Annotated in this window: 20 protein-coding genes and 1 tRNA gene; 8 read left to right on the top strand and 13 right to left on the bottom strand. The window is 50.3% G+C overall.

The genetic code is table 11. From position 1 onward, the window contains the following. Positions 1 to 45: 45 nt before the first annotated feature. Entirely contained in the window at positions 46 to 1,005 is a 960-nt protein-coding gene (locus P6574_RS11620; protein WP_310620443.1) for a TAXI family TRAP transporter solute-binding subunit, read from the bottom strand. Between the two features lie 389 nt (positions 1,006 to 1,394). On the opposite strand from P6574_RS11620, the gene P6574_RS11625 reads away from it, so the two are divergent. Next, positions 1,395 to 1,817, top strand: coding sequence for a lysozyme inhibitor LprI family protein (locus P6574_RS11625; RefSeq protein WP_310620444.1), 423 nt, complete (start codon positions 1,395 to 1,397; stop codon positions 1,815 to 1,817). A gap of 199 nt (positions 1,818 to 2,016) precedes the next feature. After that, positions 2,017 to 2,092, top strand: a tRNA-Lys gene (locus tag P6574_RS11630). 389 nt (positions 2,093 to 2,481) lie between these two features. On the opposite strand, the gene P6574_RS11635 is transcribed toward P6574_RS11630, so the two are convergent. From P6574_RS11635 to proS, 3 genes are all read right to left on the bottom strand, one after another. After that, a complete protein-coding gene (locus P6574_RS11635; protein ID WP_310622154.1) occupies positions 2,482 to 3,141 on the bottom strand; it encodes an ABC transporter ATP-binding protein in 660 nt (219 codons plus the stop codon). A gap of 65 nt (positions 3,142 to 3,206) precedes the next feature. Further along, the gene (locus tag P6574_RS11640; RefSeq protein WP_310620445.1) at positions 3,207 to 4,493 is read right to left on the bottom strand and encodes a lipoprotein-releasing ABC transporter permease subunit; all 1,287 of its coding nucleotides are present in this window, start codon (positions 4,491 to 4,493) and stop codon (positions 3,207 to 3,209) included. A 143-nt stretch (positions 4,494 to 4,636) separates the two neighbouring features. After that, complete coding sequence (gene proS, locus P6574_RS11645) at positions 4,637 to 5,962, bottom strand: proline--tRNA ligase (protein WP_310620446.1); 1,326 nt, start codon at positions 5,960 to 5,962, stop codon at positions 4,637 to 4,639. A 1,146-nt stretch (positions 5,963 to 7,108) separates the two neighbouring features. On the opposite strand from proS, the gene P6574_RS11650 reads away from it, so the two are divergent. Next, positions 7,109 to 7,723 (top strand): LysE family translocator, encoded by a 615-nt coding sequence (locus P6574_RS11650; protein WP_310620447.1) that lies wholly within the window; start codon positions 7,109 to 7,111, stop codon positions 7,721 to 7,723. Positions 7,724 to 7,806: 83 nt separating this feature from the next. Here the strand turns inward: P6574_RS11650 and P6574_RS11655 are convergent, their stop codons facing one another. Together P6574_RS11655 and P6574_RS11660 are read right to left on the bottom strand one after the other, a co-directional pair. After that, complete coding sequence (locus P6574_RS11655) at positions 7,807 to 10,917, bottom strand: efflux RND transporter permease subunit (RefSeq protein ID WP_310620448.1); 3,111 nt, start codon at positions 10,915 to 10,917, stop codon at positions 7,807 to 7,809. A 15-nt stretch (positions 10,918 to 10,932) separates the two neighbouring features. Continuing rightward, positions 10,933 to 12,072, bottom strand: coding sequence for an efflux RND transporter periplasmic adaptor subunit (locus P6574_RS11660; RefSeq protein ID WP_310620449.1), 1,140 nt, complete (start codon positions 12,070 to 12,072; stop codon positions 10,933 to 10,935). A gap of 200 nt (positions 12,073 to 12,272) precedes the next feature. Between P6574_RS11660 and P6574_RS11665 the strand changes: the two genes are divergently transcribed. Beyond that, positions 12,273 to 12,908 (top strand): TetR/AcrR family transcriptional regulator, encoded by a 636-nt coding sequence (locus tag P6574_RS11665; RefSeq protein ID WP_310620450.1) that lies wholly within the window; start codon positions 12,273 to 12,275, stop codon positions 12,906 to 12,908. A gap of 143 nt (positions 12,909 to 13,051) precedes the next feature. Here the strand turns inward: P6574_RS11665 and P6574_RS11670 are convergent, their stop codons facing one another. Beyond that, entirely contained in the window at positions 13,052 to 13,408 is a 357-nt protein-coding gene (locus P6574_RS11670; RefSeq protein WP_310620451.1) for a DoxX family protein, read from the bottom strand. Between the two features lie 111 nt (positions 13,409 to 13,519). On the opposite strand from P6574_RS11670, the gene P6574_RS11675 reads away from it, so the two are divergent. After that, positions 13,520 to 14,386 carry a LysR family transcriptional regulator gene (locus P6574_RS11675; protein WP_310620452.1) on the top strand — a complete coding sequence of 289 codons (867 nt, stop codon included), beginning with the start codon at positions 13,520 to 13,522 and terminating at the stop codon, positions 14,384 to 14,386. Positions 14,387 to 14,716: 330 nt separating this feature from the next. Continuing rightward, positions 14,717 to 15,145, top strand: a complete 429-nt coding sequence (locus P6574_RS11680; RefSeq protein ID WP_310620453.1) for a Fur family transcriptional regulator — start codon at positions 14,717 to 14,719, stop codon at positions 15,143 to 15,145. Between the two features lie 72 nt (positions 15,146 to 15,217). Here the strand turns inward: P6574_RS11680 and P6574_RS11685 are convergent, their stop codons facing one another. Together P6574_RS11685 and mce are read right to left on the bottom strand one after the other, a co-directional pair. Beyond that, positions 15,218 to 15,487 (bottom strand): DUF1467 family protein, encoded by a 270-nt coding sequence (locus tag P6574_RS11685; protein WP_310620454.1) that lies wholly within the window; start codon positions 15,485 to 15,487, stop codon positions 15,218 to 15,220. Between the two features lie 33 nt (positions 15,488 to 15,520). Then, positions 15,521 to 15,925 (bottom strand): methylmalonyl-CoA epimerase, encoded by a 405-nt coding sequence (gene mce / locus P6574_RS11690; RefSeq protein ID WP_310620455.1) that lies wholly within the window; start codon positions 15,923 to 15,925, stop codon positions 15,521 to 15,523. A gap of 429 nt (positions 15,926 to 16,354) precedes the next feature. Here mce and P6574_RS11695 point away from each other — a divergent pair, with 429 nt between their 5' ends. After that, positions 16,355 to 17,239 carry a sugar kinase gene (locus tag P6574_RS11695; RefSeq protein ID WP_310620456.1) on the top strand — a complete coding sequence of 295 codons (885 nt, stop codon included), beginning with the start codon at positions 16,355 to 16,357 and terminating at the stop codon, positions 17,237 to 17,239. A gap of 241 nt (positions 17,240 to 17,480) precedes the next feature. Continuing rightward, positions 17,481 to 18,653 carry an AGE family epimerase/isomerase gene (locus tag P6574_RS11700; protein WP_310620457.1) on the top strand — a complete coding sequence of 391 codons (1,173 nt, stop codon included), beginning with the start codon at positions 17,481 to 17,483 and terminating at the stop codon, positions 18,651 to 18,653. A gap of 129 nt (positions 18,654 to 18,782) precedes the next feature. Here P6574_RS11700 and P6574_RS11705 read toward each other — a convergent pair whose 3' ends face one another. The 4 genes from P6574_RS11705 to P6574_RS11720 form a co-directional block, all read right to left on the bottom strand. Beyond that, on the bottom strand, positions 18,783 to 19,304 hold the full coding sequence (locus P6574_RS11705; protein WP_310620458.1) for a carboxymuconolactone decarboxylase family protein: 522 nt from the start codon (positions 19,302 to 19,304) through the stop codon (positions 18,783 to 18,785). Between the two features lie 337 nt (positions 19,305 to 19,641). After that, a complete protein-coding gene (locus tag P6574_RS11710) occupies positions 19,642 to 20,052 on the bottom strand; it encodes a VOC family protein (protein ID WP_310620459.1) in 411 nt (136 codons plus the stop codon). Between the two features lie 175 nt (positions 20,053 to 20,227). After that, positions 20,228 to 20,716 (bottom strand): hypothetical protein, encoded by a 489-nt coding sequence (locus tag P6574_RS11715; RefSeq protein WP_310620460.1) that lies wholly within the window; start codon positions 20,714 to 20,716, stop codon positions 20,228 to 20,230. A 256-nt stretch (positions 20,717 to 20,972) separates the two neighbouring features. Then, the gene (locus tag P6574_RS11720; RefSeq protein ID WP_310620461.1) at positions 20,973 to 21,575 is read right to left on the bottom strand and encodes a dihydrofolate reductase family protein; all 603 of its coding nucleotides are present in this window, start codon (positions 21,573 to 21,575) and stop codon (positions 20,973 to 20,975) included. Positions 21,576 to 21,727: the final 152 nt, after the last annotated feature.

Below are 21,727 nucleotides of genomic sequence, written 5' to 3' on the forward strand. Positions count from 1 at the left end.
TGTGGGGCCGCAATCGACCCCACAAACAAACTGGAATACTGAGACTTACATCCAGCCACGTTCTTTGTAGTATTTAACTGCGCCAGGGTGCAGAGGAGCTGTCAAAGAATCTTTGATCATTTCTTCCTCTTTCAGATTAGCAAAAGCCGGGTGCAGCTTTTTGAAATCGTCAAAGTTCTCAAACACGCCTTTCACAACAACATAAACAACTTCTTCAGGAACATCCGCAGATGTAACAAAAGTTGCGCCAACACCAAATGTTTTGATTGGCTCATCATTGTTGTACATGCCAGCTGGAATTTCAGCTGTACGGTAGTAGGAGTATTTGTTGAGTAGTTCGTCGATTTCAGGGCCTTCAACGTTCACCAGCTGCGCATCACAGGTGGAAATTGTTTCCTGAGTGGACGCAGATGGGTGACCGACAAGCCAGTAGTACGCATCGATTTTGCCATCGCAAAGTGCCTGACCGGCTTCTGCGGATTTCAGCTCTGCAGCCAGCGCGAGGTCAGCTGTATCAACAATGCCTTCCTGCTCGAGCAGCTTCCAAGTTGCGTACTGGCCGGAACCCGGGTTGCCGATATTAACTTTTTTACCCTTCAGATCGCCTAGGTTTTTAATGCCGCTGTCTTTTGTAGCAAGCATTGTCACAGGCTCTGGGTGTACGGAGAATACAGCGCGCAGGTTTTCAAATGGCTTACCTTCCCACTGGGATTTACCATTGAAAGCATTGGCTTGAACATCAGACTGAGCGACACCGAACTCCAGCTCACCGCTCTGGATGGTGTTGATGTTGTAAACAGAACCACCTGTTGATTCTGCAGAACACCGGATACCATGGTCACGACGTTCCTTGTTCACCAGACGACAAATTGCACCGCCAGTTGGATAGTAAACACCGGTCACACCGCCCGTACCGATAGAAATAAACTGCTGATCAGCCGCAGAAACAGACGAAACGCTGCCTAGAGCCAAGGCTGCTCCAAGTGCAAAACTGCTTACTTTCATGCGTTTTCTCCCATTATTTAATCATTGCGTCACAAAAGAAAGTTAACCACGTTCTAAGTAAACGCAATCAATTTGATCTTTCGCAAACGAGGCATACTGCTGCCACAAATTAAAGTAGTTTAACAGAGGGAAACTACTAATAGACAACCAATATATACGTATATTGAACTACAGGATTCGCTAAAATCCAGCAAATTTAAAATTACAAACCCGAACTAGTTCCCACTAACTCCTAAAGAAAATTATTTGGTATGTAAAACTGCTTGTTTGCATTCAAACATTCAACTTTACCTTTAGGGAATGCAGTATTTTCTGGAAACCTGTATACTTTTCCCGCATATCACTCTAAGTAATTTTGCGCAACCACGCGCAGCGGTTTGGGGGAGCATATGTCTATAAATCGCCGTTACTTACCTGTAGCTTTGATCAGTACTGTTTTTCAAAGCCTGCTGTATCTACCAGCTTATGCAGCTGACATGTGTGATGCCCCGCAGACAACCGCTGACATGATTGAATGTGCAGCAAAGGACTTTGATGCTGCGGATATAAGGCTGAACCACGCCTATAAACGCGCCATGAGTGCTTTGGAGCTGGAAGGGAAGTTTCTTGATGCTGTAGATCGAGACAAAGGCGCAAACGCATTAAAAAATGCGCAAAGAGCCTGGATAACAGTTAGAGACAGCACATGCGATGCAGAAGCCTTTACGGTTTATGGCGGCTCGCTTTATCCGATTTTGCGTATCTCTTGCCTGACCAGTATAACACAGGAGCGCGCCACACGGCTTGAGCATATTGCCGAGCAGGGAAACTAGGCGGCGCAATCGCTTTTATCCCAACAGAAATAGGGGTTATCCCCGTTCAGCGTTAAAATTACTTAAAAATAAGCTGTTTTTGGAAACACTTTTGAAGCCTGTGTGGAAAATGAAAAAAAGGGGTTGCGCTAACCCCATGAGATCCTTAGAAGACCCCTCACAGGCAGCGACCAAGTCGCCGCCGACAAGGAAAAAGAAAGAGCCCGTAGCTCAGCTGGTAGAGCAACTGACTTTTAATCAGTAGGTCCACGGTTCGAACCCGTGCGGGCTCACCATTCCTCCCCGGAATGGTGAGTTTTTTCTTTTTTGAGCAATCATATCCTTTTGAATTTCCTAGACTATTCGCCGTAAATGGTCGCTTCGTGCAATTTATCCGAAACTGTATGTTTTTTGCGTGCTCGCCGACTGGTTTTGTGCGCAGGCATCAGTACACTTTTGCAAGAACAGGTGAATATATCTCATCCATTGACCACACACCCTCAGTATTGAAATAACTAAAATGCGGCTCCCGCTTTGGAAAATGGAACTTCTCCCAATTTATTGTCATTATATGCGCACTGCCTGCATATGTTTTTACCAGCAGCATTAAATATGCTTGCCGCATACAAAAAAGCGCCGGAAAAATTTCCGACGCTCTTTGTGTAGCTAAAATATCAAACCAGCTTTACAGCTCGACAACCTTGCCATCGCGCAGAGTGATCCGCCGGTCCATCCGTCCGGCAAGCTCCATATTGTGCGTTGCCAGCAATGCCGAGACGCGGGAAGCGCGCACCAGTGCCTGCAGGGCATCAAAGACATAATGGGACGTTTTCGGATCAAGATTTCCCGTGGGTTCATCGGCCAGCAGCACCCGAGGGGCATTAGCAACGGCACGGGCAATGGCAACGCGCTGCTGCTCGCCGCCGGACAGTTCCGCCGGACGATGCGTATCGCGGTCATCAAGGCGCATATATTGTAGCAGCTCATGGGCCCGCTTTTCCGCAACTGGACGAGACAGCCCCCTGATCATCTGAGGCAGGGCAATGTTCTCCAGCGCGGTGAACTCCGGCAGCAAGTGATGGAACTGATAGACAAAGCCCACTTCATTCCGGCGGATATATGTGCGCTCGTCATCGGAAAGTTTGGAGCAGGCTTTACCTCCAATATAGATCTCGCCCTCATCGGGGCGCTCCAGCAAGCCGGCGATGTGCATCAAGGTGGATTTACCCGTACCGGACGGGGCCACCAAGGCAACCATCTCACCTTCATAAAGGTCCAGATCGGCTCCTTTAAGGATTTCGAGGCGGCCATGCGCTTCCATGAAGGACCGGCAAACGCCGCGCATGGAGATTGTTTCCTTGCGAGGCTCGTGATTTTTGCCTGCGGCCTTATTTTTTAACGGCGCATTCATTATTCGTACCTCAGCGCTTCAACCGGATCGAGACGCGCTGCGCGCCACGCTGGGTAAAGGGTTGCCAGAAAACTCAAGGTGAGCGCCATAACAACCACCATCACCGTTTCCCCCATATCCATTTCTGCAGGCAGCTTGGACAGGAAGTACAGTTCTGGCGAAAACAGTTCTGTGCGCGTGAACCAGGAAATAAACTGGCGGATGCTTTCAATATTAAGACACACAACGGTGCCGAGGATAACCCCAGCCACAGTACCAAGAGACCCAATACTGGCACCGGTGATAACAAAAATGCGCATAATAGCACCTCTTGTGGCACCCATGGTGCGCAGCACCGCAATGTCCCTGCCCTTGTCTTTCACCAGCATGGTCATACCGGAGATAATATTCAAGGCGGCCACAAGCACAATCAAGGTGAGGATGATGAACATCACATTACGCTCCACCTCAAGGGCAGAGAAGAATGTGGCGTTGCGCTGGCGCCAGTCTGTCACAAAAACAGGTCGTTCGGCAGCCTCTTCCACAAACGGACGAATTTCGCCTACTTCATCAGGGTCCCCCGCATAAAGCTCGACACCGGTAGCAAGACCTTCTTTGTTAAAGTAGAGCTGCGCTTCCTCGAACGGCATAAAGGCAATGGTGCCATCATATTCGCTCATGCCGATTTCGAAAATAGCCTGAACGGGATAGGCCTTGACGCGCGGGGTCATGCCCATGGGGGTAATACTACCACGAGGGGTGATAACCCGAACACTATCGCCAATAGTCACACCAAGCTGACGGGCCAGCCGTGTACCAAGTGCGATTCCTTGAGAGCTGTCAAAGCCCTCGAGCGTACCGGCCTTGATGTTTTGGGAGATCAGCGGCAAGCGGTCCAGATCCGCCTTGCGAATGCCGCGAAACAGCGCCCCCAAGTCACTGGAGGGACCGGAGACCATGGCCTGCCCTTCCACAAAGGGCAGAGCAAAGGTCACCCCGTCCACGCTTTGAAGGCGGGCGGTGACCGCATCATAGTCATCAAACTGACTTTCGATGGGCTGCACCAGAATATGGCCGTTGATACCAAGAATTTTAGAAAGAAGCTCGGTACGGAACCCGTTCATCACCGCCATGACGATGATCAAGGTTGCGACGCCCAAGGTTATTCCCAGAAACGAAAGACCGGCAATAATTGAAATGAAGGTTTCTTTTCTCTTAGAGCGCAGATAACGCCCCGCAAGCAACCATTCAAAAGATGCAAACGGCCTCGTTTTTCCCAAAGGGGCCGCCTGTACGTCAGTTGTCATTCTTGCTTTCACTCCGCTTAAAGCTTTAATGCAACACCAAAGCCCCACCTGTTTCAGCCCACAATAGGGATAGAAGCAGCGAAATCATGACAGATTCGACAGAAATTTCTGTCGAATCAATTATCCATAGATATTTAACAGGTTTACCCGTTGATATCAGCTATGAGCTTGGAAACAGCAGCTTCCGGTGAGAGCGTGACACGCTCGCCAGTTGCGCGGTTTTTCAGCTCAACTTCACCGCTCTTGAGACCGCGCGGACCAACAATGACCTGCCAAGGCAGACCGATCAGGTCCATGCCCGCAAACTTGGCCCCTGCCCGCGTGTCACGATCATCATAAAGAACTTCCACACCGGCCTTTTCCAGCTGGGCATAGATTTCCTCACATGCACCATCACACTCGCCCCCCGGCTTCATGTTGATGAGGCCTACATGGAATGGTGCCACGGCCTTTGGCCAGACGATACCATCATCATCATGGAACGCTTCGATAATCGCGCCAAGAAGACGGGACACACCGATGCCGTAGGATCCCATATGCACTGGCTGTTCGGTGCCTTCCGCTGTCATCACCTTCGCGCCCATTGGCTCGGAGTACTTGGTGCCGAAGTAGAAAATATGGCCAACCTCGATACCGCGGGCGGAGACTTTCTTGTCTTCCGGCACTGCGGCAAATGCGGCTTCATCATGCATCTCGTCGGTGGCTGCATAAGGCGTAGTCCACGCATCGATAATGCCGGAGAGGTCTCCGTTAAAGTCCACATCTTCGGCCGGGATATCCAGATCAAGAATGTCTTTGTTCAAGAACACTTCACTCTCGCCCGTGGACGCTAGAACGATGAATTCGTGAGACAAATCACCACCGATCGGGCCAGTGTCAGCCTTCATCGGAATAGCTGTGAGGCCCATGCGGGAGAACGTGCGCAGGTATGCCACAAACATACGGCGATAGGCTTCGGTTGCCCGCTCCTTATCCAGATCGAAAGAATAGGCATCTTTCATCAAGAATTCGCGGCCACGCATTACACCAAAACGCGGTCGCACTTCATCGCGGAATTTCCACTGAACGTGATAGAGGTTCAGCGGCAGATCCTTGTAGGAGCGTACAGAGCTGCGGAAGATGTCGGTGATCATCTCCTCATTGGTTGGGCCAAACAGCATGGCACGCTCGTGACGGTCTTCAATGCGCAGCATCTCTTTGCCATAAGCATCATAGCGCCCGCTTTCCTTCCACAGGTCCGCAGGCTGCAAGGTTGGCATGAGAAGTTCTACCGCTCCGGAACGGTTCTGCTCTTCCTCAACGATCTTCTGGATCTTGCCCAGCACACGGTGGCCCAGAGGCAACCACGCGTAGATTCCTGCTGATTGCTGACGGATCATACCGGCCCGCAGCATGAGGCGATGGGAAACAATCTCGGCCTCTTTAGGCGTTTCCTTCAAGATTGGCAGGAAATAACGGGATAAGCGCATGGGCGTGTGACTCTTATGACTTGTGTCCGATAAAAAAATGATTGGAATTTCGCCTACAAACTACGAGCGGCGATGTCAATGCAAGGGGCTCTTCATACCCCATTTTGTGCCTTATAACAGCATTTACGAGAAGGACTGCTCAGACGCGCGCAGCCCTGCCACCGATAAAGCCCGATTTTAAGCGCTCTGGCAGCGCTTAAGGTCCACCCATCTGCTTCACCTTTGAAATACACTTGTATTTTTGCCTGCAAAAGGAGATTCCGGCGAGCCTAGCGAATCGCAAGTGCAGAAATAGCGAACATTTCAACAGCCGTTAGAACACGAGGGCCCCAGAAAGAGAGCAGGTTCTGTTAATAAAGGAAGGCTATGGAGAATATAGTTGCTCCAAAAGACACTAGGGGAAAGTAAAAAGGACCAAATATTCCATCAATATTAATCTGAAACTTTCTTATAGAGCCTCCCGACAGGCCTCTGACAAGAAGTCTACTACAAATACTGATTGTTTATTTTTCACCTATGAAAAATCTATTGAGCGGGAATAGTCAACCCTTTTCATCGTGAGCCTTTAAAGGACGTAGAGGCATACATTTTGAGTATTACCGAGTACTTGACAGCAACTACCTTGGAGATTGATTGCGGATGTAACTCTACTTAAACTAAATATTAGATAATATTTTAACCATGACCAAATGTTAGGCAGCTTGTGACTAAATAATGACAAGGATGTGTTATTAGTCTAAAGTCGATTGAATAACAAAGGCTAGGGTGTTTCAAACACTAGCGATTTCGCAGTCTGAGTCTTGGGAGGATCGCTTTCTGGCGCGCCATTGAGCCGCAGCCGACGTTTGCACAGAGACGTTAATGAAAGCATGTAGACGCGTTAACTAATTTAGCAAGGCTTTTAGCCTTGCTTTTTTTTTGAGCACTGTGTCTTTGCATTTACTCCATTTTAGCAACGCGAGGATAAGGACCCCCCCCTCTTGCGAATTGAATGCTATAAGCACTCGGGCCGGCCAAACCGGCGCAGAACATTGACACCTTACAATCTATAGGCAAATCTATGTTGAGCACGTTTGTTTGTGCGCGAACTATATTTCTCTCAAAACAGCCATCCCCTTTTGGAGAGACACCCTAGCGGAGAGCAGCATGTCACTGGAAATGATCATGGCCTTGATAATTGCAACTACAGCTCTTGTTGCTATTCCTGGGCCAAATGTGGCGCTCATTACAGCAAACACGGTGAAACATGGATTTCGATTTGGGGCTGTGACCGTATTTGGCACCACGTTGGGAATTGCAATTCAGCTTAGCATCGTGGTTCTGGGGCTTTCTGCGCTCCTTGCTGTTGTTGCCGATGCTTTTTTATGGGTGAAATGGGTGGGAGCCGCCTATTTGATTTTCCTTGGCATTAAAACCTGGCAAGAGCAGACCGATACCCTTGAGACATCAAAGGCAAGCACCACCCCCTTGCATAAGCTATTCTGGCAGGGAATGGCGTTTGCCATCGTCAACCCCAAAACGCTTATCTTTAACGCAGCTTTTCTGCCTCAGTTCGTGGTGGGACCAGACACATCTTTCGCACTGATTCAGCCTGCGCTTATTTATCTGCTCGTTATGATGGTGGGAGATTTGTGCTGGGCGGCATTGGCGCGTTCTGCAACTCCCCTATTGAAGGGCATGGACCACTTGCGCAACAAGCTCGCTGGCGGGCTCTTCTTCATCTCAGGCGTTGGCCTTGCCATGGTGCGCTTTGAAAAGTGAACATCGGTCCGTTTTCAACGGGATACGTGCAAGCCACAAGATCAAAGCCGCAAGGTGCTTGGGAGGCACCCTGCGGCTTTTGCTCACTCAGCTAAGCCTGCTTTCAAAGAAAGAAGTCCGTCCGGCTGCGGCGCTTCTTTAATCTTGAAGAGCATTGCATAAAGAACAGGCACAAGGCCCAGCGTGAGAATGGTTCCCACCCCCAGACCGAAGGCGATGACGGTTGCCATGCCATAAAACAGCCTATCTTGCGCAATCAGCAGTGGCATCAAGCCAACAATTGTGGTGACCGTTGTCATGATAATTGGACGCAGGCGCGTTTTGGCTGCAGCAACAATGGCCTCGATCGGCTCCACCCCGTCTTTCTTCATCTCAATATCTATGCGGTCAATCAACACAATAGCGTTGTTGATGATGATACCTGCCAGAGCCAAGATGCCCAGAACAACCATAAAGCCGAACGTAGCCCCCATGACGTTAAGGCCCACAGCCGCCCCGAAGGCAAGCAGTGGAATGGTGGCCAATATCAAGAGTGGGCGGCGGAATGAGTTGAACTGCGCGAGCAATAACAAGAACAAGGCCGCCAGACACAAAGGCATATTGGCAGCAAGAGCCATCTTGCCCTTGGTTGAGTCCACAATAACCCCGTCATACTCGATGGAGTGCCCGGGAGGCAGATCGGCACTGAGCCTTTCAATGATCGGGTCCACTTGCTTCACCAGATCTTCCGGCGTAACGCCAAGAGGACGGGTTTCAATGGTCACGGTGCGGGTCATGTCTTCGCGCTGAATGACAGCATATTCAGAATCCAGCTCGATTTCAGCCACCTGCTCCAAAGGAACCGTCCCCATTCCATCCGCCGTCTCGACACCTAGAGAATAAAGCCTCTCCAGATTGTTGCGCTCGCGGTCCGTTCCCCGCGTCACGATTGGATACAAATCATCCCCATCCCTAAGCTGGGAAATGGTTTGGCCGTTGAAGTATCGTTGCAAGGAGCTGGCAACTCCAGTTGATGAGACTTGAGAACGGCGCGCGAGTGACTGGTTCACATTCACATCGAGTTTTGGAATTGGGTTCTCCCAGTTCTGCCAGATATCAATGTTTCCCGGAATTTGAGCGAGTGCGACTTCGATTTCCTTTGCCTTGCTATAGATTGTCTCGATATCCGGCCCTTTAACCTGAAGCTGGAACACGCCCGGATCCGTTGGTCCCAAGAACATGTCGGAAACCCGTGCATTGATCTCGGGAAACTCCTCGTTGAACATCACCCGCAAGTCCTCAAGGGACTTTTGCATCGAGCCAATCTCATCGAGATTGATAACAAGGAATGCCTTATTGGGCGCGGGGTCGAGTGGCGACAGCGACATTACAAAGCGTGGTCCGCCGTAACCAGCGTAAGCTGCAAAATCTTGCAGGTGCGGGAAACGTATCTGGTCCTTGAGAACGGGGAAGACACGTTTTAGCAAGGTGTCTGTTGCTTTCAAGGATGTCTCCGCCGGTAGGTCCAGTGTAATCAGAACCTGAGCGCGGTCACTTGCGGGAAAGAACTTCTTGGGCACCATACGCATGCCCATAACACCTGCAACCAGCATAATAAGCATCAAGATGAGGAACAGACCGCGGCGCTTCAAGACATGCCGCAATAAGCTTTCATAGCTCCCTTCAATTCTATCAAAGGCGCCGGCCTTTTCACCAGGAGCTCCTATTTCGCTCTTTACCTTCACCCTCATGAATTTGTGACACAGAACCGGTGTCACCATAATCGCCAGAACCCATGACGTGAAAAGAGAAATCAAAACAATCAGGGAGATTGAACGGGTGAACTCTCCGGCCTCATGGTCCGCCAACATCAAAGGCAGGAAGACCAGAACCGTGGTTAAAGTGGAGGAGAGCAGCGGCATGGCCAGCTCGCCGCCTGTCTGGCGCAAAGCTTCATCACGGCTGGTTCCCAGTTCAAGCCGGCGCTTGAAATCTTCTGCAATCACAATGCCGTTGTCCACCAGAAGACCCAGCGCGATCACCATGGTTGCAAGGCTCATGCGCTCCAGCGGAATGCCGGTAAAGCTCATGATCGCCAATGTAATCAGCATGACAGAGGGAACAATTGCCCCCACGATCAAGCCGGTACGAACCCCGAGGAACAGGGTAACCACGGCAAGCACAATCACCAGTGTTTGAAGTACGCTGCTTGTGACACCGTAGACCGCATTCCCAACCTGTTCGGCCTGATAGGTGACAATGTCCAGATTATAGCCAACCGGAAGGGTGCTCTCCACTTCCTCGATCTTGTCCCGCATGATCGGAGCATAATCCAGAACCCGCACACCATCGCGCATGGCCACAGCAAAAATAATGGCATTTTCACCATTGTAATAGGCTTTGGGAGTGGGTGGGTCTATGGGCTCGCGGGAAATTTCGGCAATATCGCGCAAGGGAATTGTGCCCCGCCCGTTTGGCAATGCAATTTGCGTTTCACCAATTTGCGCCACCCCGTCAAAGTTACCAGAAGGCTCCAGAATGAAAGTGCGCTCTCCAATGTCCACTTCACCGCCCGGCTCAATGGTGTTCTGGGCGCGCACAGTATTGATGATCTGCTCTGCCGATAACCCCAGTTCCGCAACGCGCGCGTTGGACACTTCAATGGAGATCTGTTCATTCTGGACACCGTGCAGATCTACTTTCTTGGTGCCGGTAATCGAATACAGCTGGTCCTTCACATGTTTGGCGATATTGTACTGTTCCGCCATAGTATAATCGGGGGCTGTAAGGGCAACGGTGAGAACGGCCACATCCCCGAAACTGTCATTAATATCCGGCTTTTGTGTTCCGGGGGGCAACTGGGGTGTTGCTTCTTCCACCTTGTCACGCAGCTTGTCCCAGATCTGTTCAAGATCGAAGTACTTACTTTCCATTGACGCATGGATAATGGAAACGCCCGTGCGTGTTGTAGAGCGGATTTCCTTCAGCTCGGGAAGCTGGCGGACCGCTTCTTCAAGCTTCTTGGTGACCAGCATTTCCATGCGCTGGGGGGAGAGCCCCGGATATCGGGTTGTGATGACAGCCTCACGCACAGTGACGTGCGGATCTTCTTGCGCTGGCAGAGTAAAATAACTGCGCGCACCTACGACCATCAACAGAGCGACAATGGACAGAACAACTGTCTTGTATCGCAAAGCCAAGCTAGAGAGATTCATGAGTACTTGCCCGAATTATGGATTGTAGACGCGCGGGCCAACGCCAATGCGTTTTACCTGCTGCCCATCATGCAGATAAGCCACGCCCTTGGTGACGATCAGATCACCCGCTGTGAGGTTTCCCGAAACCACCGCAGTTTCTGACGTAAACTCGGCCACTTTGATTTCGACCTGTTCAACCGCATTGGTTTGCGGATCTATTTTGAAAGCGTGGGCCAGACCATCCTTTTGCGGCACCGGAATAAAGGCGGTGAGCGGAATAGAGCTGAAACTTGTTTCCGCTTCAGTTGCGGTAAACTTGTTTGCCACATTCAACGAGACTTCCGCCGTTGCCCCCATGCGCAGGCCCTCGGGCCAGTTTTTCAATTGCAGCACAACCCGAAAGGCATTTCCCTCTCTGGTTTGCGTTGCGATTTCGCTGACAACGCCCTCATAATCCTCATCCGAGTAGTTCGGTAAAACAATGGGATGCTGGGACCCCAGTTTCAGCCCCTTGATAAGGGTTTCAGGGACAGCCACTATAACTTCCACCCCGTCATTGCCTTGAATGTTGAAGACTGTCTGGCCCGCTGTGATCTGCTGGGAAGGCTCGATCAACCGTTCATCAATCACCCCGTCATAGGGAGCATAAAGGACCGCATCTTTTAAGTCTTCGCGAACCCTGTCTACTCGTGATGACAAGGAAGACACGCGGCTGGCAGTGCTGTCTTTGCGGGCTTTAACGCTGTCCAGCGCCGACTTGGCAATCCAGCCATCAGAGAAAAGCTTTGCTTTACGCTTAAAGTCCGCATCAGCTTCGGCCAGAGTTGCTTGCGCCTCGGCCATTTCGCTTTCCCGTGCTTCCAGTTCCAGCTCCAGATTGCGGGTATTAATGCGCGCCAGCGGCTCCCCCTTTGTGACCACAGTTCCCACTTGGACCAAAACGTCTTCAACAGTACCTGCAACCTCAAAACTTAACGGAGCATGTGTGGACGCCTGCGCACTGCCGGAAAGATGACGCACGGAACTTGCGCCAATGCGCTCCACTTCCATCCAGTAAACGGGCCGAATATCCTGTTTTGGGGCGTCCTGTTCTTGCTGACAGGCTGCAAGGCTAAATGTGACAAGCAGACCGGCGAATAAATTCCTACCAGAAATCGTACTCAGCTTTTTCACTGCCTCTGATCCTTTTCCAATGCCGATCAGGCACTTCTTGTTATGGAGAGTATGGCTATTGTCCGCATCTGCTTTAAAGCCATGCACAAAGAGCTAGAAAATAGAACCGGACAAAATAAACGTTTTGGTACTACTCAGTACCAGTTGACAAAATGGTACTAATCAGTACCAATGTCAATACCATTTTTCAGGACACCACAATGACCACGCCAGATGCCACCCTCTCCCCAAAGTCCCAAAAACGCCGATCCGAGCTGATAGCAGCTGCACGGGACCTGTTTTTGGAACATGGCTATAAGAACACGTCGCTCGATATGGTGATTGAACAGGTGGGCGGGTCAAAACGGGAGATATACCGGCACTTTCAAAACAAGGAGGGTTTGTTTTCCGCCGCCATAAAGCAGCGGCAAGCCCAACTGTTCAAAGAAATTGAGCGTCACTTTGATTCAGAGAAAAACCCTCGGGATGTCATTGAAGAGGTTAGTATTCTCACCGCCAAGAAGATTTTAAGTGCCGATGTGAATGCAAATATCAGAACTGTGATCAGCGAAGCGGCCATTTTTCCCGATCTGGCAAAAGCGGCCTATGAGAACGGGCATAACCGCGCCTATGCCCTGTTTGCCCGGTATCTGGAGCAACTGAATGCCAAAGGTCGTTACACCATCGAGAACCCCGCTCTTTCCGCAAGAGTTCTGCTGAGCATGATTAAAGGGGACCTGCACGCCCGTGCACTTTTCCTCCCCGACACACACATAAGTGATGATGAAATTCGTCTTCACATGAAAAAAGTCACAGAAATTTTCATGGACGGGGCGGTGAAAGAAAAAGGCTCCTAAAGGGAACCAAGAGTTCACTCAAAAAGAAAGTGGTCGGGGATACCGACCGACTTTTTTAGGCGAACCTCCATAGGGCGCGTATCCGGCCATGGTGGGTCAATTGGGAAAATCTATCAGAGTTGGCTGATAGCCGATTATGAGACCTAAGAGCTCCTCAGAATTGCTGTGACTTGGCCGCGATATAGGTAGAGAACGGCGGCGCAGAGCAAGCCGAGTATGATTGCCGGAACCGCTGATGGGCCAATGATAAACCAATGTATCAAGGTTGCACCGATCATTGTTGCGCCAAGCAGCGAAGCACCAAATGCTTGCCGGTTTGGCCACCATAGAAGTGTCGCTCCAACAACTTCGACCAAACCGGTGAAGTATCGAAACCACTGGCCGGATCCAAGGGTCTCAAAGCCTTCAACCATCTCGGGAACACCAATAAGCTTCGCACCGCCAGAGCCTACAAATACGAGCGTGAGCAGGACACGTAGTCCAATAGAAAGATAGGTCATGTTAGTTCCAATTCATGTTTTCTGTTGCTATGCACCAAATTGTATGCTGCATAGACGCAAGTCAACGAGCGCAAAAGCGCACTGAATGCGCGTAAATTGTACAGGTGTGAAATGGAGAGATGGTCCGAGCTTCGTACAGCCTTTCACGTGGCCAAACTTGGTACGGTAAGCGCAGCATCTCGTGCTTTGGGTACGCATAGAGCTACCGTCAACCGGCATATCGATGCTCTGGAAGAAGAGCTCGGGGCGAGAATATTCATCCGCAATCCAAAGGGCTACACGCTAACAGAACTGGGCGAAGAGCTCCTCAAGGTTGCGCAAAAGACAGACCAACTATTTGAGGACCTCGTTAATCGCGCAAAGACACAGGATGGACCCATCGAGGGTGAGATCAAAATTACGTCGCTGCTTCCGGTCACTAATGTGCTGATGGAGCCAATCTCGGCATTCCGGAGGGCGAATCCTGATTGCCAGATTACAATCATTTCAACCGATGAGTTGCAACGCCTCGAGTATGGTGAAGCGCATATCGCAGTTCGGGCAGGAGCAAAGCCTGAACACCCTGACTATGTGGTCCAGTCTTTTGACCAAACCGGACTGAATCTGTATGCCCATACCAGTTATCTTTCTCGAAACGGCACGCCAAACACTGTGGCGGACTTGGCTTTCCATGAGTTCGTAATGCCTGCGCTGAACGAACGCCGCCTTGCAATTTGGTCATGGATTGACGAACACATCGCAGATCCAAAGGTAGCCGTGGCAACGAACGACCCGCTCGTCGTGCGCGAAGCAGTTTATGCAGGGTTGGGGCTTGGGGTTCTGAGCGATATCGATGTGGCCGGTAAGCATGACCTGCGCGCTATTCTTCCAAGTCACAAAGAGTGGGCAATCCCGCTTTGGCTAGTCACTCATGTTGATCTGCACCGAACCGAGAAGGTGCAAGCCATGCTCAAGCATCTAAGAGCCTTTCGGTGTTGAGCTCAGCGGCTGGGCTGCTCTGTGTAAAGCGGTTGGATTTGCCTAGGGCTGGACAAGTGCTCAAGTGTAACAAGCGGCATCTCACGGCTGTAGGCGTGAACAAAAACAAACGCAGCTGCTCTAATTCTCCATAAACCTATCTACCAGTGGGAACAGATCACTGGCCAGACCGGTTTCTACAACGGCGTAGATAATAGCAAGCAAAACAGGTTTCCCTTGCCCCTAATTGCGAATGACTTGCATTTGCAATTAAGCTGAGTAATACTGGGAGTAGATGAGTTTCTATGAGCTAAGACCACATGCGCGCATTATCCGAAGAAGGCTGTAAGAATGCTTGATAGAGTTAACTTTGATACAGTTGAACTTTTGCGGAAGGCTGGCCTGCGACCAACAAAACAAAGGCGCACCATTGCGCATCATCTGTTTAAAGGCCAGCACCGGCATGTAGACGCGGCAACTTTGCATGAAGAGGCATGCTGCTACGGTGAAAACATTGCATTAGCAACCATTTACAACATTCTGCATGATTTCGAGCGTGTCCAGCTTATCCGCCGTGTGGCCGTTTCTGCCGAGCGCACATGGTATGATACAGACACAGGCGACCACCGACACTACTATATTGGTGAGGAAGACCGGATTATGGACTGTCCTGAAGGGAATCTGGAGCTTGGCACGCTGGCAGATCCGCCTTCCGGCTACACCATCAAAAGCGTTGATATTGTCATTCATCTAGAGCCAACGGATAAACCACAGGCTTAAAGAATTCCCTACTCTCAAAAGCCCCTATGTACCGAAGGCTCTTCGGTACATCCTATGCAAAACAGGCCGAAGCTAATTGCCCATAAAGCGGTCCACCAAGGGCAGAAGATCCCGCGCCAAGCCAGAGTCTATGACAACGTAGACAATAGCAAACAAGATGCCGGTGACGATCGTATTGGCAATGACTTTGCGCAGCATATAGGGGTGAACGGGAGCGCTTTCGGCGGAGCCATGAACGGTCTCCCCCTCTTCTGCCTGCGTTTTGATCCCAAAGGGAAGAATGGCAAGAAACAGGATCCACCACATCATAAAAAACACTGCCACACTTAATACAATGGACACCCGCTATCCCCCCAGATTATCAAAGCTTTTCGATCAAGCCTGTTCAAGCTCGGTCAAAGTGCCAAGAAAATCCTTAGGATGCAAGAAAAGAACTGGCTTGCCGTGGGCCCCAATTTTCGGCTCCCCGTCCCCTAGAATACGAGCACCTTTGGAAACCAGCTGATCACGGGCTGCGATGATGTCGTCCACCTCGTAACAGATGTGGTGGATGCCCCCTGCACTATTGCGCTCCAAGAAGGCGTTGATCGGAGAGTTTTCACCAAGGGGCTCCAACAGCTCGATTTTCGTATTGGGGAGTTCAACAAAAACCGTCGAAACACCGTGATCAGGCTGGGGCTCCTTTTTGGAAACTACCCCGCCAAGGGTATCACGATATATCTTCAGGGCCTCTTCCATATCCGGAACAGCTATCGCCACATGGTTCAACCGGCCAATCATCTTCTAACATTCCTCCCAATCACAAATTCCAGAGTGAACAAACAAAGAATTAACGCTCAAGTCCACTGCGTCAATGGTTCAAGGTGGGGCTAAGGATATTTCCATAAAGATCCCTTAGGAAGAGAAAATAACTGCCATTTTTATTCATGGTAAGTTCCGTTCCCGTGAGGAAAAATACCTGCACCTTTAGCTAAAATATAAGATACCCATTGGGAAAGGCGCACAACCAACAGGAAAATCACCCTGACAACAACTCTCCTCTGTTAGAAGGGCTTTAACAGGCGTAAAGTCGCCGCCAAAAGGGAAAAGCTGAAATACGAGAGAAACGTGCACTTAAACCGAACCTTCGCTCAGTGCCAATGCCTCTCGCAAAACAAGTTTAAATAACAGGGTGTTGGCGTTCAGCACCCGTATAAAACGGAGCTAAGCATGAAAGCGCTTTTTATTGGGCAGTCCTACATTGACGTGACTTTTTTGGCAGATACGCTGCCAACTGGAGATGAGAAAACCCTCGCCAATGATTATGCCGTAAGCTTCGGCGGCAATGCGGTGACTGCCGCTTTTGCTTGTGCCAAGCTTGGTATTGCGCCCGATTTGCTTTGCTCCATGGCCGATGACTGGCTGGCCCGTATGTTCCGCGATATGGCCGCCAAGTATTCCATTCCCATTCACAGCTGCAAGGTCAAGGAAAGCTCCTTGTCCTTCATCATGCCTAAAGACGGAAAACGCGCCATTGTACGCTGCCGTGACAACGACTTCCTGCACCCGTTCCCTGAGTTAAACCTTGCCGGATGTCAGGCGCTGCATGTGGATGGTCACCTTCCAAAAGCCGCTCTTCACTACGCCAAAATGTGCCGCAAACACGGAATTTTGACCTCACTGGATGGCGGTGCAGTGCGCGAGAACACCGAAGAACTGCTGAACTACATTGATGTGGCCATAGTCTCTGAACTGTTTTGCGAACAGCTGGGCAAGACCCCCGAAGAAACACTGGACTACCTGCAGGTGCGCGGCATTAAAGTGGGCGGCGTGACACAAGGCGAGCGCGGCCTGCTGTGGTTTGAAGGCAGCGGCCCAATCAAGCACCTACCAGCTTTGAAGGTGCCTGCCACGCGGGTTCTGGATACAAACGGTGCCGGTGATACCTTCCACGGGGCCTATGTTTATGCCTACCTGGCTCACCCTGAAGGTTCTTGGGAAGACCACTTTAAGCTGGCCCGCGCTGCCTCCGCCCATGCCATCCAGCACCTTGGCAACGAGCATTCCCTGCCAGACTTGAAGAACATTGAGGAAGTGAAAGCCCAGTTCTCCTGATAGTTCTGACAGAACACGATGACAAAGGCTGCACCTTCGGGCGCGGCCTTTTTTGTGCCGCATGCATGTAGCCTGACTGTTTCTTCCCTTACTTCTCCTAGCTCAGAGATTTCTTGCTCTTTGATCTGAGGATGCTGCCCCGCCTTCCAAATTGCTAGAGTTTCAACCGGCTACCATATGCTCGCACCGTTTGGTGAGCCTTGAGTTTGTACCGTAATTCTTGACGTGGGGCAGCGCAGGGATGGAAACTTTAGCACTACACAAAGAAGCAGAGCGCCTGCAAGCATGGCTTTTTGAGAGCGCGCTTCCCCTGTGGTTCAAGCAAGGCCTCGACCACAAGAGAGGCGGATGCTTTGAAAGCTTGAACAGGGATGGCAGTGGCACACACTCCCCCAGACGTGGCCGCCTGCACCCGCGCATGATCTTTGCTTTCTGTGAAGCGGGCAAACTGGGGTGGAATGGAGACTGGAGATATGCGGCCCTTCACGCCTATCACTATTTCATAGACCACTATCAAACCAACGAGGGGCACTATGCCAATCTGGTATCCCAGAGCGGCCAGATGCTGGACCCGAGCTTTGACCTTTACAATCAGGCTTTCGCTCTTTTGGGGTTTGCACGCATAAATGAAGCGGTTCATGAGCGTGAAAAACCCGCAATACGCAAGCGCGCCCTTGAGCTTCTGGAACACCTGACCACCCACTACTCCCATAGATCAGGCGGCTTTAAAGAACACTCCAACCGCAGCACCTATTTCCTGCGCTCCAATCCGCACATGCATCTGTTGGAAGCCATGCTGGCCTGGGAAGAAGAGGACCCGGAAGGCCCATGGGCGGGTATGGCCGATGACATCGCGGGCCTTGCCTTTGCCAGATTTTATGACGGGGCCACCGGCTTGGGGGAATATTTCACGCAGGACTGGCGCTGCGCTAAAGGACGTGACGGCGAACGACTGGAGCCCGGACACCATTATGAGTGGGCCTGGCTTCTTACCCGCTGGGGCCGCCTGCACAAAGATGCCAGTGGGTTTGAGGTGGCAACCCAGCTGCACACGATTGCCGAAACCCATGGTCTGGACCCCACACAAACATTTGCCATTATGGCTATGGACCGAAGCTATAGACCCATGGACCCAACGGCCCGGCTGTGGGCGCAAGCGGAGCGCTTAAAGGCTTCATTACTACTATCCTCTCTTGCACGCGGAACTGCACAAATGCACTATCGCCGTTCTTCGGAGCAAGCACTACAAGGACTTCTTGCATATCTTGAGGGAATGAAAGCTGGGCTTTGGAAAGACAGGCGCCATGAAAGCGGCAGATTTGCCCAAGAGCCTGTTCCGGCAAGCTCCTTCTATCACATTATTGGAGTACTCAGCCAACTGACCAACACGAAGCTGCTGGACCTAGCTAGCTAGGTTACATGTATTAAAGACGCCATACTCACCTCTGAGTTTGTTATGTTGAAAACAAAAAGCGTAACCCGCGGGATTTACTTAGTCTCATACGCTTGAAATCTTCAGAACTTCGGGTTCATTTTTGAGTGATCAGTGCCTGAACTCCAATTCTTCATAGGATGAATGAGGACTGCCGCAACCGCATGTAATACGATTGATAAAGGCAAGGCATGCCACAATGAAAAGTGTATCAAATGCGGCCTGATAACCCCAACCAGCTTCAGAGACAGTTTTCACATCTTCCATCGAGATTTTGTTGGCATCCTTTGTTGCCTGTTTAGCAAAGGCAAACATGGCAAGAAGCCGGTCAGACAGCACAAACAAGTGTCCATCGATAACATTGGTTACAATCTCATCTCTCACCCCTTGCTGTCTGGCGTTATCCGCATGCACCTGTGTTCCACTTGGGCAATTGTTCAAGGTGGACACGTAGGTCGCAATGAGTTCACGCTCACCTCTGGAAAGCTCTGAGGGATTCATCATTGCCATACACAGCATTTCAAGGGCGGGCTTTCCGGCAGCTTTCATTGGGTGGAAGATCTCTGAATGTTCAGAGTTTTTGGGCTTAAACACTATACTTTTTGACGGGTAAACTGGTGGGTGAATTCCCATAGTCTCTACTCTCCAGTAGTCAATGTGGTTATATGTGGGTGACACCAAGAGGATAGTCGGACCAAGTCTTACTCGCACTCACTTCAAAACTTGATCTGTCCTTTTTGTGTTAAATTAAAAGTAACTGATGGTTTTGGACGAAATGAGGCAGCTTTTATTCAAAAACGATGGAAAAATATTAAGTATTGTTTATCTTATAGCACATTTTAGCAACATTCATACTTAAACCAAAAGGTATACAACTTTAGGTTAAAATAAATTATACTATATACCATTAGATTCTAAGCAGATGGATCGACAATTTCCGGATAGAAAAGTAAAATCAAACGAGCAGAACTTAGCCTTTGAGCTCTACCTTGTTCCCTTCAACATCCTCAATATAGAGAGACGGACCACGGCCCGATGCGCCGTAGCGCTCTTCCACGCTGCCCATCTTTACATTGTGGTGTTTCAGGTGCGCTATAATATCTTCTTCACACCAAGGGGAAATTCTCAGGCAAAAATGATCCACTGTAGGGGCCGAGTGATCGGGCGCCCCCCCGCCTTTTTGTCCAAGCGGGCCATTTATATCTGCAAGGTCTATCAAAGCGTTTCCGGCACGAAGCTGCACAAGCCCAAGGGTTCCGGGCCCCCGCTCCAACCGGCATCCAAGCACATTGCAGTAAAACTCGCTCATAGTGTTCAAGTTTGCCACACGTAGCACCACATGGTCGATGTGCCTAATATTAATCGGGTTGGCTTGTTTCATAGTTATATCCCACTGAGACTCTTAGGGCGGAAAGAGGAAAACTCTGGGAAGGCACATAGAAATACCGGCGGGACTTAAGATCTGGTTGCTTGCCGCCTCACCTGAAAATGTCCTCCTTATTGAAAGCACTTCCCAGCTGGAATTATATTTTTAAATGCACTTCACAGGAATTTCATTACAAGCCGACATAATCAAATGCCTGTACAAGATCGATATAGTGCACAGCTGCCGATATCAGCCCTTCGGCTTCATCGCTTTCAGGTTCATCAATCCAGTTTACATCACAAAGAGCGACAACTTTATTGACTGGATAGACTTTGCCCTTGGGCTTTTCCGTAAAGCGCGGCTTTCCCTCAAAGTCGTAGGTCAATATACGCGCGGTAAAACGCGGGGTCTGCATATGGTAGATATATTCTCTTCGCGTCCAGTTGCTATTGACGGATTCACCAACCAGCCATTCATAGTCCGGCGATGAATGGGGATCGGCCTTGCCTTTGAGTTCTTCAAGTTTGGCGGCAATATCATCAGGAATGGAAATTTCTTTTGTCAGCCAGCCCCTTATGACCTTTGGATCCTTGCCCAGCTGCGCCGCAATCTTAGCCTCCCACCCCAAAGTTGTCCCTAAAACAGCGAAGGAAATACTTTTAAATTCATCAGGTGTCATTGAGCGTTCCAATCATGATCGGAAAGGTGTCGTGTGAAGCGCAAGGGAACTTTGATTCCACTGTATGCCGCGCATATCTCCGCGTGTATAGCGGAGCCGCATTACGCGAAATACGCGCTAAGAGAGCCACAAGGCTGGACACAAGCTTGTGGCAAAATTATAGCAAAACGGCTCCTGTGCTCCACCCATCAAATTTAATTGATGCGCCCTTCACCAGGGTGCTCCTTGAGCAAATATTGACAGTCCCGAAATGGCCCTAACCCGCGGCTGGATTGGTATCGGGGCGGCGGTAAATACTCATAATGACCCCGTTTTTCGTGACCTTTTGTTTTTTAAGCTCCAACTGTGCGGGAACAGCCTGCTCACCGAACAACCGCTTGCCTTTCCCAACAACCACGGGGAAAGTCCAGATGCGAAACTCATCAACGAGATCATGGGGTAAAAGGCTCTGTATCAGCTGCCAGCTGCCGTGAACTTGCAGCAATGGGCCGCTCTCGCCTTTCAAGCGGGAGATTTCCTGAGGAATGGAACCCTTCAGATAAACCGAGTTGTTCCACTTGGAGTCCGTGAGCGAGTTGGTGGCCACATATTTGCGCGCTTTGGTAAACTTATCCGCATATGGTCCTGCTGCTTGGGGCGATGTCCAGAACTGCGCAAAAGACTCATAGGTTTTACGCCCAAGCAGCATATCGTAGTCACGGTTCATGGCGTACTCATCCACGAGCCCCATGACCTCTTCAAAGTAAGGGGAAGCCCACCCCCCTTGTCCAAAGCCTCCACTTACATCCTCCTCCGGCTGCATGGGCGCTTGCATCACCCCATCCAGACTTTGAAACGTTAAAACCGTCAGTTCACGCATTTTATCCCCCTGCATCTCTTTTTATAAGCCGGACAATCATGTCACAGGACTAAGGAAAGTTATTCCCCTAAAAATTACGATTCTCTTAAGGCTGATATTCGGGAGAATACGGCCATTTCTCACCACCCCTCACTATTTATTATAGTGATCAC

The organism is Pseudovibrio sp. M1P-2-3 (assembly GCF_031501865.1).
Taxonomy (GTDB): domain Bacteria; phylum Pseudomonadota; class Alphaproteobacteria; order Rhizobiales; family Stappiaceae; genus Pseudovibrio; species Pseudovibrio corallicola.

What these genes read in the sequence shown, in the direction of transcription:
- P6574_RS11655 (WP_310620448.1), bottom strand. Translation starts at nt 10,917, where the DNA reads ATGAATCTCTCTAGCTTGGCTTTGCGATACAAGACAGTTGTTCTGTCC.
- P6574_RS11715 (WP_310620460.1), bottom strand. Translation starts at nt 20,716, where the DNA reads ATGACACCTGATGAATTTAAAAGTATTTCCTTCGCTGTTTTAGGGACA.
- proS (WP_310620446.1), bottom strand. Translation starts at nt 5,962, where the DNA reads ATGCGCTTATCCCGTTATTTCCTGCCAATCTTGAAGGAAACGCCTAAA.
- P6574_RS11710 (WP_310620459.1), bottom strand. Translation starts at nt 20,052, where the DNA reads ATGAAACAAGCCAACCCGATTAATATTAGGCACATCGACCATGTGGTG.
- P6574_RS11635 (WP_310622154.1), bottom strand. Translation starts at nt 3,141, where the DNA reads ATGCGCGGCGTTTGCCGGTCCTTCATGGAAGCGCATGGCCGCCTCGAA.
- P6574_RS11665 (WP_310620450.1), top strand. Translation starts at nt 12,273, where the DNA reads ATGACCACGCCAGATGCCACCCTCTCCCCAAAGTCCCAAAAACGCCGA.
- P6574_RS11640 (WP_310620445.1), bottom strand. Translation starts at nt 4,493, where the DNA reads ATGACAACTGACGTACAGGCGGCCCCTTTGGGAAAAACGAGGCCGTTT.
- P6574_RS11720 (WP_310620461.1), bottom strand. Translation starts at nt 21,575, where the DNA reads ATGCGTGAACTGACGGTTTTAACGTTTCAAAGTCTGGATGGGGTGATG.
- P6574_RS11705 (WP_310620458.1), bottom strand. Translation starts at nt 19,304, where the DNA reads ATGGGAATTCACCCACCAGTTTACCCGTCAAAAAGTATAGTGTTTAAG.
- P6574_RS11670 (WP_310620451.1), bottom strand. Translation starts at nt 13,408, where the DNA reads ATGACCTATCTTTCTATTGGACTACGTGTCCTGCTCACGCTCGTATTT.
- P6574_RS11700 (WP_310620457.1), top strand. Translation starts at nt 17,481, where the DNA reads ATGGAAACTTTAGCACTACACAAAGAAGCAGAGCGCCTGCAAGCATGG.
- mce (WP_310620455.1), bottom strand. Translation starts at nt 15,925, where the DNA reads ATGATTGGCCGGTTGAACCATGTGGCGATAGCTGTTCCGGATATGGAA.
- P6574_RS11680 (WP_310620453.1), top strand. Translation starts at nt 14,717, where the DNA reads ATGCTTGATAGAGTTAACTTTGATACAGTTGAACTTTTGCGGAAGGCT.
- P6574_RS11625 (WP_310620444.1), top strand. Translation starts at nt 1,395, where the DNA reads ATGTCTATAAATCGCCGTTACTTACCTGTAGCTTTGATCAGTACTGTT.
- P6574_RS11675 (WP_310620452.1), top strand. Translation starts at nt 13,520, where the DNA reads ATGGAGAGATGGTCCGAGCTTCGTACAGCCTTTCACGTGGCCAAACTT.
- P6574_RS11620 (WP_310620443.1), bottom strand. Translation starts at nt 1,005, where the DNA reads ATGAAAGTAAGCAGTTTTGCACTTGGAGCAGCCTTGGCTCTAGGCAGC.
- P6574_RS11695 (WP_310620456.1), top strand. Translation starts at nt 16,355, where the DNA reads ATGAAAGCGCTTTTTATTGGGCAGTCCTACATTGACGTGACTTTTTTG.
- P6574_RS11650 (WP_310620447.1), top strand. Translation starts at nt 7,109, where the DNA reads ATGTCACTGGAAATGATCATGGCCTTGATAATTGCAACTACAGCTCTT.